At 54.7% G+C, this 17,529-nt stretch carries 13 protein-coding genes; 10 read left to right on the plus strand and 3 right to left on the minus strand.

The features are described from left to right. The first annotated feature begins 22 nt into the window (after positions 1–22). From DV711_RS02595 to DV711_RS02605, 3 genes are all read left to right on the plus strand, one after another. Complete coding sequence (locus tag DV711_RS02595; protein WP_114694082.1) at positions 23–4,849, plus strand: NAD-glutamate dehydrogenase; 4,827 nt, start codon at positions 23–25, stop codon at positions 4,847–4,849. Between the two features lie 61 nt (positions 4,850–4,910). Beyond that, positions 4,911–5,147, plus strand: coding sequence for a DUF2835 domain-containing protein (locus DV711_RS02600; RefSeq protein WP_243633714.1), 237 nt, complete (start codon positions 4,911–4,913; stop codon positions 5,145–5,147). 66 nt (positions 5,148–5,213) lie between these two features. Then, positions 5,214–6,230 carry a quinone-dependent dihydroorotate dehydrogenase gene (locus DV711_RS02605; RefSeq protein ID WP_114694084.1) on the plus strand — a complete coding sequence of 339 codons (1,017 nt, stop codon included), beginning with the start codon at positions 5,214–5,216 and terminating at the stop codon, positions 6,228–6,230. 84 nt (positions 6,231–6,314) lie between these two features. Here the strand turns inward: DV711_RS02605 and rmf are convergent, their stop codons facing one another. Beyond that, positions 6,315–6,521 (minus strand): ribosome modulation factor, encoded by a 207-nt coding sequence (gene rmf, locus DV711_RS02610; protein ID WP_114694085.1) that lies wholly within the window; start codon positions 6,519–6,521, stop codon positions 6,315–6,317. A gap of 415 nt (positions 6,522–6,936) precedes the next feature. On the opposite strand from rmf, the gene rlmKL reads away from it, so the two are divergent. Further along, positions 6,937–9,120, plus strand: coding sequence for a bifunctional 23S rRNA (guanine(2069)-N(7))-methyltransferase RlmK/23S rRNA (guanine(2445)-N(2))-methyltransferase RlmL (gene rlmKL, locus DV711_RS02615; RefSeq protein ID WP_243633715.1), 2,184 nt, complete (start codon positions 6,937–6,939; stop codon positions 9,118–9,120). 289 nt (positions 9,121–9,409) lie between these two features. After that, the gene (locus tag DV711_RS02620; RefSeq protein WP_114694086.1) at positions 9,410–9,709 is read left to right on the plus strand and encodes a hypothetical protein; all 300 of its coding nucleotides are present in this window, start codon (positions 9,410–9,412) and stop codon (positions 9,707–9,709) included. Between the two features lie 35 nt (positions 9,710–9,744). On the opposite strand, the gene DV711_RS02625 is transcribed toward DV711_RS02620, so the two are convergent. Further along, positions 9,745–10,653 carry a patatin-like phospholipase family protein gene (locus DV711_RS02625; RefSeq protein WP_114694087.1) on the minus strand — a complete coding sequence of 303 codons (909 nt, stop codon included), beginning with the start codon at positions 10,651–10,653 and terminating at the stop codon, positions 9,745–9,747. Between the two features lie 263 nt (positions 10,654–10,916). Here DV711_RS02625 and DV711_RS02630 point away from each other — a divergent pair, with 263 nt between their 5' ends. Continuing rightward, positions 10,917–12,185: a GGDEF domain-containing protein gene (locus DV711_RS02630; protein ID WP_165839975.1), complete on the plus strand. Its 1,269-nt coding sequence runs from the start codon at positions 10,917–10,919 to the stop codon at positions 12,183–12,185. 196 nt (positions 12,186–12,381) lie between these two features. Here the strand turns inward: DV711_RS02630 and gltA are convergent, their stop codons facing one another. Next, positions 12,382–13,659: a citrate synthase gene (gltA, locus tag DV711_RS02635; RefSeq protein WP_114694089.1), complete on the minus strand. Its 1,278-nt coding sequence runs from the start codon at positions 13,657–13,659 to the stop codon at positions 12,382–12,384. A 413-nt stretch (positions 13,660–14,072) separates the two neighbouring features. On the opposite strand from gltA, the gene sdhC reads away from it, so the two are divergent. Genes sdhC through DV711_RS02655 form a run of 4 tightly spaced genes read left to right on the plus strand, consistent with a single transcriptional unit; the run spans position 14,073 to position 17,284 of the window. Further along, on the plus strand, positions 14,073–14,450 hold the full coding sequence (gene sdhC / locus DV711_RS02640) for a succinate dehydrogenase, cytochrome b556 subunit (protein WP_114694090.1): 378 nt from the start codon (positions 14,073–14,075) through the stop codon (positions 14,448–14,450). Next, a complete protein-coding gene (sdhD, locus tag DV711_RS02645; protein ID WP_114694091.1) occupies positions 14,444–14,791 on the plus strand; it encodes a succinate dehydrogenase, hydrophobic membrane anchor protein in 348 nt (115 codons plus the stop codon). The genes sdhC and sdhD overlap by 7 nt, the downstream gene beginning before the upstream one ends. Positions 14,792–14,794: 3 nt before the next feature. Next, complete coding sequence (sdhA, locus tag DV711_RS02650) at positions 14,795–16,567, plus strand: succinate dehydrogenase flavoprotein subunit (protein WP_114694092.1); 1,773 nt, start codon at positions 14,795–14,797, stop codon at positions 16,565–16,567. Positions 16,568–16,579: 12 nt separating this feature from the next. After that, positions 16,580–17,284 (plus strand): succinate dehydrogenase iron-sulfur subunit, encoded by a 705-nt coding sequence (locus DV711_RS02655; protein ID WP_114694093.1) that lies wholly within the window; start codon positions 16,580–16,582, stop codon positions 17,282–17,284. The last annotated feature ends 245 nt before the right edge of the window (positions 17,285–17,529 follow it).

Genomic DNA, 17,529 nt, shown 5'->3' on the forward strand with positions numbered 1-17,529 from the left:
AAATCTGGCGAAGGGGATTGTCATGGCGCAGGGTGTTGCTGATCGTTATCAGAGTACGCTAAATCGATTGCAGGAACAGCTGACGGCCCGACTTCCGGCCGAGCAGGCCGAGGCGATCGGACATTTTGCCTCGCTGCTGTACCGCTCTGTATCGGCCCGTGAAATCGAGGGTATTCCGGTCGATCAGCTCTACGGTTCGATTCTCGAAGGCTGGTATTTTCTGCAGCAGCGGCAAACCGGCCAGACCAAGGTCAAGGTGTTCAACCCGGATAACGAAGCCAACGGCTGGGCTTCAAACCACACCATCATCCTGATCCTGTTGGATGATATGCCGTTCCAGATCGATTCATTGCGGATGGAGGTCAATCGTCGCGGATTGACGCTGCACAATATCCAGAACGTGATTCTTACCGTCGAGCGTGACAACGGTGAGCTGCTCAGCCTGTCGAATTTTGATCAGCAGTCGCCGGACAATGAATCCTACGTGTATCTGGAGATCGACCGTTATGCCAAGCCCGCCGAGCAGCGCGAGTTGAAGCAGTCCTTGATCGAGGTGCTGGGGGATGTTGAGGCGGTTACCGAAGATTTCGACGCGATGATGGCGCAATCCAATGCCTTGCTGGAACGGTTGGATAAGGCTGAGCTGCCGCCCGAGTTGCTCCAAGAGCAGCAGGCTTTTCTGCGCTGGACCATGGACAACCACTTCACCTTTCTCGGCTATGAGCAGTTTAAATTGGTCAAGCATAAGAGTGGTCCGGTGCTGCGTTCGCAATCTTCGAGTCGATTGGGTCTATGTCGCATGCCCTGGGCCGAGACCGAGGCCCGGTTGCTCAGTGAGGTATCGGTCCGGCCGGGTCAGGCGACCGATCTGGACGAGCTGATCGGCTTTGCCAAATCGAGTACTCCGGTGAGGGTACATCGACCGGTTTATGCCAACTACATTCTGCTGCGTGAATTCGATGATCAGGGGATGGTCAGCGTCGAGCATCGCTTTCTTGGGCTCTACACCTCACCGGTTTATACCGAAAGTCCGCGCACGATTCCGGTGGTACGGACCAAGGTGGAACAGGTGCTGGAGCGGGCTGAGCTCTATCCAGGTAGCCACGACTGGAAGGAGTTGCGCCAGATCTTGGAAACCTATCCGCGCGATGACCTGTTCCAGATCGATGCTGAAGCCCTGTTCGAGAGCGTCTTGGATATCCTGCATATCCATGAGCGGCGTCAGATCCGGCTGTTTGTTCGTCGGGCCGCCTATGGGCGTTATTACTCTTGTCTGGTGTTTGTACCGCGCGATCTCTATAACACCGACCTGCGTCAGCGGGTTCAGCGGATTCTGTGTGAAGCCTTCGAGTGCGAGCAGGTGGAGTTCAACACCCTGTTATCCGAATCGTTGCTGGCGCGAACCCAGTTTATCCTCCATATGGGCGAGCGGGATACCGGCGCCGAAGTGGATCTAAAATCGCTCGAGCAGCGGGTGATTCAGGCCGCGCGCAGTTGGGCGGAGGAGTTGTTGCAAGCCCTGGCCGATACCTACGGTGATGCGCAGGGCGCAGTGATCCACGGCCAGTTCAAACAGGCTTTTCCGGCCTCCTATCGGGATGACTTTTCCCCCCGGGCGGCGGTGGCCGACATCGACCGGGTGTTGCAACTGACTCCCGATCATCCTCTGGGGATGAGTTTTTACCGGCCGTTGGGTGGGCAGGGCGAGCGATTTAACTTCAAGCTCTACCATTACGGCAAGCCGATCCCATTATCGGACGTGATTCCGGTAATGGAACACCTGGGGCTGATCGTGCAGGACGAGCACCCCTACGCGATCCAGCTCAATGGCAACAAAGTCTGGCTGCACGATTTCGGATTGACGCACAGTGCTGGGACCCCGATCGAAATAGAGTCGGTACGCGATATCTTTCTCGAGGCATTCGACCATATCTGGGCCGGAGATTGCGCCAGTGACAGTTTTAATCGACTGGTGCTTGGAGCCTCGATGGATTGGCGCGAAGTGAGTGTCCTGCGCGCCTATGCCGCTTACATGAAGCAGATCGGGATTACCCTGAGCCAGCATGCGATCGCCGGGAGTCTGATGGCCTATCCACAGATCAGTCGCCTGCTGATCGAGATCTTTAATCAGCGCTTTAATCCAGCGCAGTTGCAAGGGCTAGAACCCCATCAGATCGTTGCCGATCGGATACACCTGTTGGAATCCTTTAGCAGTGCTTTGGATCAGGTGCCGGGCTTGACCGAAGATCGCGTCCTGCGGCTCTACAACGACCTGATCAGTGCCACGGTGCGGACCAACTTCTTTCAACTGGATGCCGACGCAAAACCGAAAACCACCCTGGTGCTGAAGCTCAAGCCCAGAGCGCTGCCGGAGGTGCCACAACCGGCGCCGATGTTCGAACTCTTCGTCCATAGCGCCCGCTTCGAAGGTGTGCATCTGCGGGCGGGGAAAATAGCCCGGGGCGGGTTGCGCTGGTCGGACCGCAGCGAGGATTACCGGACCGAAGTATTGGGGCTGGTCAAAGCCCAGCAGGTCAAAAATGCGGTGATCGTCCCGGTGGGGGCCAAGGGCGGATTTGTCTGTCATCGGCTGAAGGACGGCATGAGCCCGCAGCAACGATTTGAAGAGGGGCGTAGTTGTTACCAGGGCTTTATCCGAGGGTTGCTGGATGTGACCGACAATGCCATAGCCGGCACCGTCGAACATCCGGATCAGGTGCGCTGCTACGACGAGCCGGATCCCTATCTGGTGGTAGCGGCCGACAAGGGAACGGCGACGTTTTCCGATACCGCTAATGAGATCGCCCAGCAGTATGATTTCTGGCTTGGCGATGCGTTCGCCTCCGGCGGTAGCCAGGGTTATGACCACAAGGCCATGGGAATCACGGCGCGTGGCGGTTGGGTCGCGGTGCAGCGTCATTTCCGCGAGCTGAACATCAGCATGAAAGAACCGTTCACCGTGGTGGGTATCGGGGCGATGGCCGGCGACGTATTTGGCAACGGCATGCTGTGCTCCAACCAGATTCAGCTGGTAGCCGCCTTTAGCCAGTTCTACATCTTCATCGACCCGAATCCCGATCCTGAAGCCTCCTATGCAGAACGCCGACGCCTGTTTGAGGCGGTTGCCGACTGGGATCAATACGACCGTGACCTGATCTCGGAGGGCGGTGGGGTTTTTCATCGGTCGGCCAAGATGATTGCCATCTCTCCGGCGATGAAGCGCCGTTTCGGTATCGAGGCCGACCGGCTCAGCGCCAATGAATTCCTCTGCGCGTTGCTGGCGGCACCGGTGGATCTGCTCTGGAACGGTGCGATCGGCACCTATGTTAAGAGCAGTCTCGAGCGACATGCCGATGTTGGCGACAAAGCCAACGACAATGTTCGAATCGATGCCGGACAGCTGCGAGCGCGGGTGGTGGGCGAGGGCGGCAACCTGGGGATGACGGCGGCTTCGCGGATCGAATACTCGCTGCAAGGCGGTTCCTGTAACGGCGATTTCATCGACAATTCGGCCGGCGTCAACTGTTCCGACTATGAGGTCAACATCAAGATTTTCCTGGATGAACAGGTTCGAGCCGGTGAGATGACCGCCAAGCAACGTAACCAGCTCTTGGTGAAGATGACCGATCCGGTGGCTGAGCGGGTTCTGCGGGATAATTTTCAGCAGGTTGAGGCGATTACCATGGCTCAAGCCCAGGCCCATGAACGGCTGGGAGAATATCGCCGCTATATCCAGGCGTTGGAGCGAGAAGGGTTGCTTGACCGTGAGTTGGAGAGTATCCCCGATGAGGATGAGTTGGATCGGCGTCGACAGCTGGGGCAGGGTTTGACCCGGCCGGAGCTGGCGGTACTGATCTCGGTCACCAAGGGATGGTTGAAGCAGCAGCTGTTGGATTCTGAATTACCGGATGACCCCTACGTGCAGAAGGTGATGCTCGATGCCTTCCCAGACCAGATGGTCAAGCGTTTTGCCGATCAGTTGCAGCAGCACCCGTTGCGACGGGAACTGATCTCAACCCGGATCGCTAATGCGTTGGTCAATCATATGGGGTGCAGTTTCGTGCACCGGATGCGCAGTACCACGGCGGCCAGCGTCGAAGAGATAGTCCGGGCCTATATTCTGGCGCGGGACATCTATGATCTGACCGGTTTGTGGCAGCAGATCGATGCGCTGGAAGCGATTGAAGTGCGGCGTGAAGTACAGCTTCGGATGCTGCTGGAGCTGCAACGGATGATACGTCGAGCTGCTAGATGGCTGCTGCGAAATCGGCATCCCTTGCTGTTGGATCAGGGTGATCTGGACCAGTTGCAGCCACTATTGCAGCAGTTGGCGGAAAATATGGGTGATTGGCTGCTGGGAAGCCCGGCCCAGGCCTGGAAAGATCGATTCTATTTCTATTCCCAGGCCGGTGTGCCCGAGCCATTAGCGCGTCAGATAGCCGGTACCACGATGCTGTATGCGGCGTTAGGAATGAATGAAATCTCCGATGAGCGGGTTGGCTTGAAGCAGGTGGCTGCGGTGTACTGTCTGTTGGGCGAGCGTCTGGATCTGTTCTGGTTATCGCGCACCATCGACTCCCTTAGCGTCATCAACCATTGGCAGGCCAGTGCGCGTGAAACCTTGCGCGACGATCTGGAACTGCAGACCCGGCGCCTGGGGCTGGCGTTGATTCCCTACCTGTTGGATCAGCCGGATGCCGATGCCGGTTTTGAAGCCTGGGTCGGACAGCATGAGTTGATGGTCACCCAGTGGCTGAGTATGCTGGCGGAGTTGAAAAACAGCGACCGGCAGGACTATGCGATCTATACCGTGGCGATCAAACGCTTGTCGGAGATTGCCGCCGCCTGAGGAGGTGCAGAGATTGCCGTCTTGAGCCGGGCTGTCAATCGGTTGAGCGGGGAATGATTGGGTGGCTGGTTCGTCATCATTGCAGAGTGTCGACGTCGATCTTTTGATCAGTGCCGATGAGTATCTGAAGTACTACCGGGGTGAAAGCCAGGTGGTCAGCTGTCGCGCCCGCGACGGCCGACGGCTGCGTTTTCCGGTCGGGATCCTGCAGCCCTTCCTTAAACATAACGGTATCTGCGGCAGCTTCCGGATCCGCTTCGACGCCCAGGGTAAATTCGTCGATATTCTGCCGCTATAGCATCGCTCCCCCGTGCATATATTGGCCTATTCCGTATAATGCCGGGCAGTTTCCAAGGAGCCCGCTATGTCCTACGCCACCCTGCAGTCGTTGCTATTCCGTTTTGAGCCTGAAACCGCCCACTGTCTGTCGATGTCGGCTATCGACATGGCCGAGTTGACCGGGCTAAGCCAGCTTATCTACCGCCAGGTTAACGCGCCGGTCGAAGTGATGGGGATCCAGTTTCCCAATGCGGTTGGTTTGGCTGCGGGATTGGATAAAAATGCCGAGCATATCGATGGTCTGGCAGCCCTGGGCTTCGGTTTTATTGAGGTCGGCACGGTAACCCCGCGACCGCAGCCGGGAAACCCGAAGCCTAGGTTGTTTCGGATTCCTGAGCATCAGGCGATCATCAACCGGATGGGGTTCAACAATCAGGGGGTGGACTACCTGATCGACCAAGTAGACAGCAGTCGCTTCGACGGCATCCTGGGTATCAATATCGGTAAGAATTTCGATACCCCGGTGGAGCGTGCGACCGACGATTACCTGCTTTGCTTGCGTAAGGTCTACAGTCGCGCCAGTTACATTACCGTCAACGTCTCTTCACCCAATACGCCTGGGCTTCGCTCGCTGCAGTTCGGTGAATCCCTCAACCAGTTGCTCGAAGCGCTTAAGAATGAACAGGCCCGGTTGGCCGATTATTATGGCCGCTATGTTCCGATCGCGGTAAAGATCGCACCGGACATGGATCAGGAAGAGATCGAGATGGTGGCCAAGGCGTTGATCCGATATCGCCTGGATGGGGTGATCGCGACTAACACCACCCTGGATCGCAAAGCCGTTCAGAGTTCTCCCATCGCAGAAGAGGCCGGCGGTCTTAGTGGGGCTCCGGTACGACGCCGTTCAACCCAGGTGATCTCGTCGTTGTCCAAAGCACTGGACGGAGCTCTGCCGATTATCGGTGTTGGTGGCATCTGTGACGGGCGTGATGCTGCGGAGAAGATCCGTGCCGGAGCGTCGTTGGTGCAGCTCTACAGTGGCTTTATTTATCGGGGGCCGGCGTTGATCAATGAGGCAGCCAAAGCTGCGGCCAAGGCCTAATCGGCCTGCATCCTTGATTCGCTATCCATAACAAAGGGCCCGCAAATGCGGGCCCTTTTTTCCTTGTCTTAATGGTTAACGTCGTCAGGGTAGGTTGGGTGTGCAGTGTAGGTTGGAGATGCCCTGATATCCGTCCCAGAAGTCTGATCGACCTTGGCGCCAACCACTGATCCAGTGCTGACGGCTTTCGCCGGCTGTGGCGGGGCATATGTCTTTTGATTTACCTGATACGCCGGCACGATAACCGCGTACATAAGCTCTGGATGTTAAATCCCGTTTTTGTCTCTTCATTCAATAGCCTCGTTAGTTCTTGTTGGAGGGTGGCAACAAAGGCTGCACCCTTCTGACTCGGTCTATCCATGCGTTGAGATCTGTCAGCGTCGAGACTCCTGCCCGGCGCAGACTGCATGATCGGCCTAGGCCGACTCTTCGTTTGTATCGGATTCCGACAGGGTTGTCGATATGCTTTGCAGCAGCGAGTTATCTACTGCCGATAGAATTTGGTCTTACCAGTATAAATATTTGTCATCAAAACAATGGTCTAGTGACTTAATGTGGTCACAAATCTGAAACTTGAAAAAATTTAATGCCAGAACTGACCTCGGGTGTCATGGCCGCGCAGCAACGATGCAAAGAGCTGCGGCAAAACCGACTCCGGTGGTATCATGCGCGTTTTATTGCCCTGCCTGCGTCTGTTGGAGCTCTCTTGTCTGAACTTAATTCCACTTTCCGTTTTTTTGCCACCTGCCCGAAAGGGTTGGAAACCCTGTTGGCCGATGAGTTAGCCGAGCTGGGTGGGCTGGACGTCAAAACCACCGTTGCCGGGGTGTTCTTTCAGGGCGATCTAGCGGTCGGCTATCGGGTCTGTCTGTGGTCTCGGCTGGCAAACCGGATTTTGTTGCCGCTGGCCGAGTTTTCGGTTGAATCGGCCGAGCAGCTGTACGAAGGGGTACAGCAGATCGATTGGCTAGAACACCTGCGCTCCGATGGCACGCTGCTGGTCAACTTCAGCGGTACCAGTCGGGCGATAAAGAATACCCATTTTGGTTCGCTAAAAGTCAAAGACGCCATTGTTGATCAATTTCGATCTCGGACGGGGCAGCGCCCGGCGATCAGCAAAGAGAAGCCGGATCTTCGTATCAATGTGCACCTGAGCAAAGGGCATGCTCATCTGAGTCTGGATCTTTCTGGGGATAGTCTGCATCGGCGTGGCTATCGGGCCCGGGGTGGGGCGGCCCCGTTGAAGGAGAATTTGGCCTGTGCGCTGCTGATCCGTAGTGGCTGGCCGCAGAGTGCTGCCGAGCAGCAGCCGCTGGTCGATCCGATGTGCGGCTCTGGAACCTTGTTGATCGAGGCGGCGTTGATGGCCGCCAATATCGCGCCGGGGTTGATGCGGCAACATTTCGGATTTGAACGCTGGCTCAAGCACGACGCTGCGAGCTGGATGAGTTTGTTACGTGATGCTCGCAAGATTCGACTGGCTGCCGCAGAGCGAGATGATTTTCCTGAGATCCATGGCTACGATGCCAATCCCAAGGCGGTTTCGATCGCCAAACAAAATGCCGAACGAGCCGGTGTTGATCGCTGGATTCGGATCAGCCAGCGAGAGTTGTCCCAGCTGAAGGCGCTGACACACAAAAAGTTCGATACCGGTTTATTGCTGACCAATCCTCCCTACGGCGAGAGGCTAAGCGAGGTGCCGGTTATCGGCTATCTCTACCGACATCTTGGAGAAGCGTTGAAGCAGCATTTTCAGGGTTGGCGTGCGGCGGTTTTCACCGGCAACCCGGAGTTGGGCAAATCGATCGCGATTCATTCCCACAAGCAGTACAAACTGTTTAACGGATCGATACCCAGTCAGCTGCTGTTGTTCGATATCGCGGACAAGAATTTTGTTGCCGATCGAGATCGGCCGCCACGCGTCCCGGTTCAGTCGGCCGATAGCAAGGGCGATGATATGTTCGCCAATCGGCTGCGTAAGAATCTTAAGCAGCTCGACAAGTGGGCCCGTAAGCAGCAGCTGCAATGCTATCGGATCTACGATGCCGATATGCCTGAGTATGCCGTTGCGATCGATCGATATGGAGACTGGTTGCATGTGCAGGAATATGCACCGCCATCCAAGGTTGATCCGGAGAAGGCTGAACGACGTCTAGCCCATGTGATGGCGGCCCTACCCGGTGTCACCGGTGTCGGTGCCGAGCAGATCGCGCTCAAGCAACGCAAGCGTCAAAGCGGCAAAGAGCAGTATCAGCGCCTGGAGCAACAGGGGCAGTATCTGGAAGTCACCGAAGGGCCTGCCCGGGTGTTGGTCAATCTGCGTGATTATCTTGATACCGGTTTGTTCCTTGATCATCGGCCGATCCGGCAATGGATCCGTGAGAATAGTCGAGACAAGCGCTTCCTGAATCTGTTCAGTTACACCGCAGTGGCCAGCTTACAGGCCGCGATGGGAGGGGCGGCGTCGACGACCAGTGTCGATATGTCCAACACCTATCTGGAATGGGCGCGTAAAAACTATGCGCTTAATGGTTTGAGCGAGAAATTGAATCAGACTATCCAGGCGGATTGTCTGCAGTGGCTGCGCGATGCCGGCCAGAGCGGAGAAAAATACGACCTAATTTTTATGGATCCGCCCAGCTTCTCCAATTCCAAGCGAATGCGGGATATCTTGGACGTTCAGCGTGATCATGTGATGCTGATCGAGCAGGCGATGGCATTGTTAGATGAAGAAGGGGTGCTGATCTTCTCCAATAATCTGCGCAAATTCAAAATGGATCAGCAAGCCCTGGCCGACTTTAAAGTGACGGATATCACCAGCCAGACTATCGATCAGGACTTCAAGCGTAATCCGCGGATCCATAACTGCTGGCGTATCACCAAGTCTTGACCCAGAAGCGGAGGATCAAGAGGTCGTCGGTCTGAATTATTTATACCGTTATCTTCGGTTGTTTTATGATTTTGTGACACACCTACGGCTAGCATTGCCGGCTAGTGTTAGCCGGTTGCGGCTGATGCCGTTCAGTCACGAAGGAATAGCGGGATGCTCGGTTAGATAAATTGGCTGCTCTAGCAGTTTCGGAGTGAATCTCTCTACAATTCTGTGGCTGTATTGAATGAGTCTGTCTAGTCGGTGGGCTCGGTTACCGACTCGTTAGAAAGAGGCTGCCTGCACCGCAATGGCCAATCAATGTCCTGTTTGTCAAAGCTCGGTTGCCAGCTGGTTGCTCAGCAAAGAGCGCTTTGAATGTCAGTCTTGCGGGCTGGCATTGACTTCGAATAGCACCAAAGTGCTCAAACAGAGCTTTATTCTCGGCTTTGTACTCTGGCTGCTCTTTATCTTAGCGGTGCAGCAGTACAGTGGTTCCTTGGGCTATGCGTTGGCCGTTTCTATAGAGGGCGGCGGTATTCTCTGCGGTTTGCTGGCAACGGCCTATTATCAATTGAAGGTAGGGGTGGCGGAGCACGTCGATAAATAGTCCGAGTGTCGCTGGGCTGGTTTCTAGTGAATGTCTCAGTCTCTGCCCATCACATGTTTGATCTCCGGTAGCAATCTCACTACGGAGTCTCGCCCCTCGTTAATCGCCTCATCGGCGCGATAAAACTCCAGCAAGCCAATATGTCCCAGTTTCGGGGACAGCAGAATATCCGGGGGATCGCCGGCCATGCGGCTGCGGGTGATGCGATCTTGGGTGATATTGATGGATCCAGCAATGGAGTCGAACAGGCTCGGGGGTTCGTTGTCATCCTTGGTTGGGGTGAATACAGAGGCGGTGTATTCGCTGACCAGATCGGAGATTCTGTCCACTACGCCGTTGCTGGTTTTCGGTACTGTTTCAGATTGGGCTTGCGGTTCACGGGGGCGTTTACCGACAATGTCGCCGTTGAGGTTGACCGCGATAACGATATCGGCACCCAGTGCGCGGCAAACCGACACCGGGACCGGATTGACCAGTCCACCGTCGACCAGCCAGCGGTCCTGGTGCTTGATCGCTGGGAACAGGCCGGGCAGGGCGATCGAGGCCCAGACCGCTTCGAGTACGGAGCCCCGGGTCATCCAGATTTCTCGACCGCTGTGAAGCTCGGTGGCCACCGAGGCGTACTGTTTGTCGAGTTTTTCTATCCGGGCCTGGTCGGTGGCCACATACTGTTCGAGAAAGTCGTGTAGTCGTTCAGTGTTGACGAAGCCGTTGAAGGAGCGATTGATCTCGAAGAATCTGGCGGTCTGTAGTTTGGAAAGCGAAGTGACCCAGTCTTCAAGCTTGCGTAGGTTGCCGGTGACATAGGCGGCGCCAACCAGCGACCCGATGGACGTACCGCAGACGATGTCGGGTTCGATGCCGTAGTCACTGAGGGTGTTGATTACGCCGATATGGGACCAGCCGCGCGATGCGCCGCCACCCAGTGCCAGACCTATTTTCATGGGGCGCCCTTGCAGGTTGGGGGGTGACTAGATCTTAGCTTGAGTGAAGCGTTATTGGGAATGGCCTTAGGCCGCGGCCACAAAAAAGGCCGCATATTGCAGCCTTTGGGGGTATCTATTTATACCGTTATCTTCAGCTGATCGTTAACGTTAATCATTAATTGTTAAGTTTCCATCCTCAGTGATCAGGAATGTCAGTGCGAGTGGCTGTCCGATGAACTATGGTGACGGTACTTGTTCGTTGTCGGATAGTAATTCTCACGATGATGTCTAGCAGTTCAAAAGATCTGGTTATTTCCGCAGTAGTGGCGCTTAGTACGCTAATGCTGGCGGCCTATATGGATGCCAACGAAAAATTTATTGAATGGGCAGAACAGTACGAAGAGTTTGAAGTGGATGAGTTGCCGGTCGCGGCAGCTGCCGTCGCTATCTGTTTAGCCTGGTTTGCTTGGCGTCGTTGGCGTGAACTCAACGAGGCGCAGTCGGCGCTCAAACTGCGGTTGCAACAAATTGAAGCGCTTTCCATAGCTGAACAGCGAGGGAAGGAATCGGCGATAGAAAAGTCACAACAGCTCAGTCTGGTGGGTGAGATGACCGAGGCGTTGTTGATTTCAAGTACTAGGGACGAGGCTTTGCGGGTATTTAATAGTTATGCCTGCCAATTGAGTCAATCCAATGCCGGTGCGGTGATATTGAGGACAGAGCAAGGATGCGATCCTATTGTCACTCAGTGGGGTGATCTGAGTGGTCGATTTGGGTTGTTGGATTTTACTAGCTGTTGGAGTCATCGCTCTAACAAGGTCTACGATACCGAGATGGGTTTTTGTGAGCGTTCCTGCGGTTGTAAGGCGCCACGGCAGCTTTGCATGCCTGTCACCAATGGGGCTGACTGCCATGGTGTGATTTCCGTCGAGCTGGTTGGCCTGCGTGAGGATGAGGCGGCGGCAGTTACCCAGGCGTTAATGCCTGCCGCCGGGGTGCTGGCTATAACCCTGTCTAATTTAAATTTGCGCGAAAACCTCTTTCATCAATCAATCAGGGATCCGTTGACGGGGTTGTTGAACCGGCGAGGCTGGCAGGAAAAGGTCAAATTCGTTAACGCAGATAAACGATTTGAATCACCGTTTTCGATTATTACGGTCGACATTGATGACTTTAAGCAAATTAATGATCAATTGGGACACGAGTCAGGCGACCGTGCGCTGAGAATATTGTCGGAAACAATAGGCGAAAATACCCGCAGTGTTGATCTCGTTTGCCGGCTTGGCGGAGATGAGGTGTTGATGTTGCTTCCTGAAATGGATAGCCAGCAGTCGATAGATAAAGTGGCACTAATTGCTAGGATATTTAAGAGAAAGTGTCAGCAGCAATTTAACTGCAACACTTTGGCATTCTCGCTTTCATCGGGTATAGCCAGCTATCCGGAAGACGGGGCCGATGTCCACGAGCTGGTAGCCCAGTCAGATAACTATCTATATAGCGCTAAATATCAAGGGAAAGACTGTATTGCCTCGGGGTTAACCAAGGAGTGACAAGTTGATACGGCGGTTTTTTTCTTAGACAAGCAGGCCCTGATGAAACCAATCTGAGCTGTCTCTAGCTGCGCTGTTCTTATAGCGACAATCGAAGTTCGGAAGGAGCAGTGGCTTTATCTAGGCGAGCTGCTATGCATTATTAAATGGGCACAAAAAAGGCCGCATATTGCGGCCTTTTTGGATGGGCTGTTGCTTAACCCGGGTAGTCGCGCTTGGCCGGACCGGTGTACAGCTGACGCGGACGACCGATACGGTTCGGGCTGGAGTGGAACTCGTTCCAGTGAGAGATCCAGCCGATGGTGCGGGACAGGGCGAAAATAACGGTAAACATGTTGGTCGGAATACCGATCGCCTTGAGGATGATGCCGGAGTAGAAGTCGACATTCGGGTACAGCTTGCGCTCGACGAAGTACTCGTCTTCCAGGGCGATGCGCTCCAGCTCTTTGGCGATCTTCAGCAGCGGGTCGTTCTCCAGGCCCAGCTCCTTCAGAACCTCGTCGCAGGAAACTTTCATTACCTTGGCGCGCGGGTCGAAGTTGCGGTAGACGCGGTGACCGAAGCCCATCAGGCGGAACGGATCGTTCGGATCCTTGGCCTTGGCGATGAATTCCGGAATGTTCTCGGCATCGCCGATCTCTTCCAGCATGGTCAGTACCGCTTCGTTGGCGCCACCGTGTGCCGGTCCCCAAAGGGCCGCGATACCGGAAGCGATACAAGCGAACGGGTTGGCACCGGAAGAGCCGGCCAGGCGTACGGTAGAAGTAGAGGCGTTCTGCTCGTGGTCGGCGTGCAGGATAAAGATCTTATCCATCGCTTTGGCCAGAACCGGGTTCGGAACGTACTCTTCACAGGGGTTGCCGAACATCATGTAAAGGAAGTTTTCGGCATAGTTCAGGTCGTTACGCGGGTACATGAACGGCATGCCGATCGAGTACTTGTAACACATGGCCGCGATGGTCGGGATCTTGGCGATCAGGCGGAACGCGCAGACTTCACGGTGGTGGGCATCGTTGATGTCCAGTGAATCGTGGTAGAACGCAGACAGGGCGCCAACAACACCACACATGATCGCCATCGGGTGGCCGTCACGACGGAAGCCGTTGAAGAAGTGGCTCAGCTGCTCATGAACCATGGTGTGGTTCTTGATGGTGCTAACAAACTTAGCTTTTTGCTCTGCGTTGGGCAGTTCGCCATTAAGGAGTAGGTAGCAGACTTCCATGTAGTCTGACTTTTCAGCCAGTTGTTCGATCGGGTAACCACCGTGGAGCAGAATGCCTTTGCCGCCGTCGATGAAGGTGATACCGGAGTCACAGGCTGCGGTGGATACGAAGCCAGGATCGTAAGTGAAAAGGCCTTTCGAGGTCAGCGCGCGTACGTCTACTACATCGGGACCTTCGGTACCGTGCAGGACCGGCAGTTCAAAGGTTTCTTCTAGACCGTCGACCTTCAAATAGGCTTTCTTGTCAGTCATGGCGGCTCCTATCATTCTTAAGTTTTATTGGACGCCAACGATGCAAATTCAATAACTTAACTCAAACTCGCGTGCTGGCAGGTCATCTTTAGAGTGCCCCACTATAGGCAGATTGCGCCTAAAGTCAATTGATCCAAAGGTTCTATTGTCGCAATGCAGCACGAATCTGCGATGGCAAAAGTCAATTTAGGGAAAAACACAATTTGAGCCTTGTTGTGCGTTAAATAATCAATCCGTTCTATATCTTTGGTCTAGTCCGTTTGAATTGTCTTGATAGGGCGAGATAGGTATACTTTCGCGTCGAAGTTGGGGAGAGAAAAGGGTTTTTTCCTTTTTTAATTTTCTGACCTCACCTCCTGGCACGTCCTTCTAATCGCCCCGTCAGAGGGCTAACGTGAGTGTGAATTAGAGCCGTGAATAAAACGAGACCTGTAAATCTAGATTTACGTACTATTAAGCAACCCCTTCCTGCAATCTCCTCGATTTTGCACCGCATCACCGGCGTCATCCTCTTTGTAGGTGTCGCTTTCATGCTGTATGTGTTTGATCTTTCCCTGGAGTCACAGCAGGGGTTTGACGCCGTTACCGACATGCTAAGCAATAGCTTCTTCGCGAAGTTTATCGCCTGGGGTCTGGTATCCGCGCTGCTTTACCACTTCTTTGCCGGTATCAAGCATCTGATTATGGATTGCGGTTACTGTGAAGAGCTGGAGAGCGGCACGATGATTGCCAAAGCTACCCTGGCTGCCGGTGTTGTTTCAGTCCTGCTGGCGGGAGTATGGATATGGTAACTTCTATTACAAGTTTTGGCCGTAGTGGCCTGTATGACTGGATGATTCAGCGTGCCACAGCGGTTGTGCTGCTGGTATACACCGTATTCATCCTGACCTACTTGTTATTCAACCCCGACCTGACTTTTGAACAGTGGAGTGCGCTGTTCAATAGCACCTGGGTTCGCGTCTTTACCCTGATGACCATGTTGTCCATCGGTGCCCACGCCTGGATCGGCTTGTGGAGTGTATCGACCGACTACATCAAACCAACCGGTCCCCGCTTCCTGTTCCAAGTGATCTGTGGAGCAGCGATGTTCACCTATCTGGTGTGGGGTATTCAGGTATTGTGGGGATTATAAGCAATGTCTAAAGTTCGTACGCTTAGTTTCGATGCGATCGTGGTTGGTGGTGGTGGCGCCGGTATGCGTGCCGCGCTGCAGCTGACCCAGTCTGGCCTGAAAACGGCCTGTGTCACTAAAGTATTCCCGACCCGTTCGCACACGGTCTCTGCCCAGGGTGGTATCACCTGTGCGATCGCCAGTGCTGACCCCAATGATGATTGGCGTTGGCATATGTATGACACCGTTAAGGGCTCCGACTATATCGGTGACCAGGACGCCATCGAGTACATGTGCTCGGTCGGTCCTCAGGCGGTGTTTGAGCTGGATCATATGGGTCTGCCGTTCTCCCGTACCGAGTCTGGTCGTATCTATCAGCGCCCGTTCGGTGGCCAGTCGAAGAACTTCGGCGAAGGCGGCCAGGCGGCTCGTACCTGTGCTGCTGCCGACCGTACCGGTCACGCGCTGCTGCACACCCTTTACCAGGCCAACCTGAAGGGCGGTACTACTTTCTTTAACGAGTGGTATGCCACCGACCTGGTAAAGAATGATGACGGCGTTATCGTGGGTGTCATTGCAATCTGCATGGAAACCGGCGAAACCGTTTATATCAAAGCACTGGCAACCGTCCTGGCGACAGGTGGTTCCGGTCGAATCTACCAGTCCACCACTAACGCGCTGATCAACACCGGTGACGGTGTGGGTATGGCGCTGCGCGCCGGCTTCCCGGTGCAGGACATCGAAATGTGGCAGTTCCACCCGACCGGTATCGCCGGCGCGGGTGTGTTGGTCACCGAAGGTTGTCGTGGTGAGGGTGGTTACCTGATCAATAAGGACGGCGAGCGCTTTATGGAGCGTTACGCGCCGAACGCCAAAGACCTTGCTGGTCGTGACGTTGTGGCCCGTTCGATGGTTCTGGAAATTCTGGATGGTCGTGGTTGTGGCGAAGACGCCGATCACGTATTCCTGAAGCTGGATCACCTCGGTGAAGAAGTACTGCACAGCCGCCTGCCGGGTATCTGTGAACTGTCCAAGACCTTTGCTCATGTTGATCCGGTCAAAGCTCCGATCCCGGTTGTTCCGACCTGTCACTACATGATGGGTGGTGTTCCGACCAATATCGGTGGCCAGGCGCTGACTCAAGACGCCGATGGCAACGATGTTGAGATTCCGGGGCTGTTCGCCTGTGGTGAGGTTGCCTGTGTATCGGTTCACGGTGCCAACCGCCTGGGTGGTAACTCGTTGCTTGACCTGGTTGTGTTCGGTCGTGCGGCCGGTCTGCATATCCAGAAGCTGATGAGCGACGGCTATACCGCCAAGGATGCTAATGAAGACAACATCGCTGCGGCGATGACGCGTCTGGATCGTCTCAATGCGACCACTTCTGGTGAGAGCGTTGCTGAGGTTCGTGGCGAGCTTCAGAAGACCATGCAGCTCTACTTCGGTGTATTCCGTGACGGTGAGAGCATGCAGAAGGGTCTGGAGATGCTCAAAGACATCCGTAAGCGGGTTGAGAACACCCATCTGGAAGACAAGTCTGCTGCTTACAATACCGCCCGTATTGAAGCGCTGGAACTTGAGAACCTGATGGAAGTTGCCGAAGCTACTGCGATCGCCGCCGAAGAGCGTAAAGAGAGCCGTGGTGCCCACGCCCGTAACGACTTCACCGAGCGTGATGACGAGAACTGGCTGAAACACTCCATGTACTTCCCGGGTGAGAAGCGGGTTGGTAAGCGTGATGTTAACTTCGCGCCAAAGACCGTCGAAGCTTTCCCGCCCAAGAAGCGTACTTACTAAGAGGGTGTCATCATGTTAGTTAGTGTTTATCGTTACAATCCTGAGACCGACGATGCGCCTTACATGCAGGATATCCATATCGATATCCCAGGTGGTAAGGACATCATGGTGCTGGATCTGCTCCAGCTGCTGAAGGATAAGGATCCGAGTCTGGCTTATCGTCGCTCCTGCCGTGAAGGTGTTTGTGGCTCCGACGGTATGAACATGAACGGTAAGAATGGTCTGGCCTGTATCACTCCTCTGTCTGCAGTGGTTGCTGAGGACAAACTGGTTCTGCGTCCGCTACCGGGTCTGCCGGTCATTCGTGACCTGGTTGTCGACATGGCTCAGTTCTACAAGCAGTACGAGAAGATCAAGCCTTACCTGATCAACGATACGCCGGCGCCGGCGATCGAGCGTCTGCAGTCACCGGAAGAGCGTGAGAAGCTCGACGGGCTGTACGAGTGCATTCTGTGTGCCTGCTGCTCGACCTCCTGTCCGTCGTTCTGGTGGAATCCGGACAAGTTCATCGGTCCGTCAGGTCTGTTGCAAGCCTATCGCTTCCTGGCCGATAGCCGTGATACGGCGACCCGGGAGCGCTTGGCTGACCTTGATGATCCGTTCAGCGTGTTCCGCTGCCACGGCATCATGAACTGCGTCAGCGTTTGCCCGAAGGGACTCAATCCCACCAAGGCAATCGGCAAAATTCGGAACATGCTGCTACAGCAGGCAACTTGATCCGAATAGACCTAAAAATGGTGCGGTTATCCGCGCCATTTTTTTTGCCTGATAATAAGAATCTACGGGCTTTGAAGCGATTTTCGAAGTAAGTAAAAAGCACTATTTCTAGTCGTAAATAAGTACTGTAGACTTTGCGCGTTTGCTGGTGGTGAAGGGGGTTCTATCTAGCCATCCAGCAACATAAAAAATGTCATAGAAACATTGCTACAGGGGATGTTGTTCCCCGCGGTCGACCGGTGGTT

The organism is Motiliproteus coralliicola, assembly GCF_003345655.1.
In the GTDB taxonomy this organism is placed as follows: domain Bacteria; phylum Pseudomonadota; class Gammaproteobacteria; order Pseudomonadales; family Balneatricaceae; genus Motiliproteus; species Motiliproteus coralliicola.

Bases quoted from the DNA above. Each gene is read 5' to 3' on its own strand.
- DV711_RS02595 (WP_114694082.1), top strand. From the start codon at position 23: ATGGCGCAGGGTGTTGCTGATCGTTATCAGAGTACGCTAAATCGATTG.
- DV711_RS02605 (WP_114694084.1), top strand. From the start codon at position 5,214: ATGTCCTACGCCACCCTGCAGTCGTTGCTATTCCGTTTTGAGCCTGAA.
- rmf (WP_114694085.1), bottom strand. From the start codon at position 6,521: ATGAAGAGACAAAAACGGGATTTAACATCCAGAGCTTATGTACGCGGT.
- DV711_RS02620 (WP_114694086.1), top strand. From the start codon at position 9,410: ATGGCCAATCAATGTCCTGTTTGTCAAAGCTCGGTTGCCAGCTGGTTG.
- DV711_RS02625 (WP_114694087.1), bottom strand. From the start codon at position 10,653: ATGAAAATAGGTCTGGCACTGGGTGGCGGCGCATCGCGCGGCTGGTCC.
- DV711_RS02630 (WP_165839975.1), top strand. From the start codon at position 10,917: ATGATGTCTAGCAGTTCAAAAGATCTGGTTATTTCCGCAGTAGTGGCG.
- gltA (WP_114694089.1), bottom strand. From the start codon at position 13,659: ATGACTGACAAGAAAGCCTATTTGAAGGTCGACGGTCTAGAAGAAACC.
- sdhD (WP_114694091.1), top strand. From the start codon at position 14,444: ATGGTAACTTCTATTACAAGTTTTGGCCGTAGTGGCCTGTATGACTGG.
- sdhA (WP_114694092.1), top strand. From the start codon at position 14,795: ATGTCTAAAGTTCGTACGCTTAGTTTCGATGCGATCGTGGTTGGTGGT.
- DV711_RS02655 (WP_114694093.1), top strand. From the start codon at position 16,580: ATGTTAGTTAGTGTTTATCGTTACAATCCTGAGACCGACGATGCGCCT.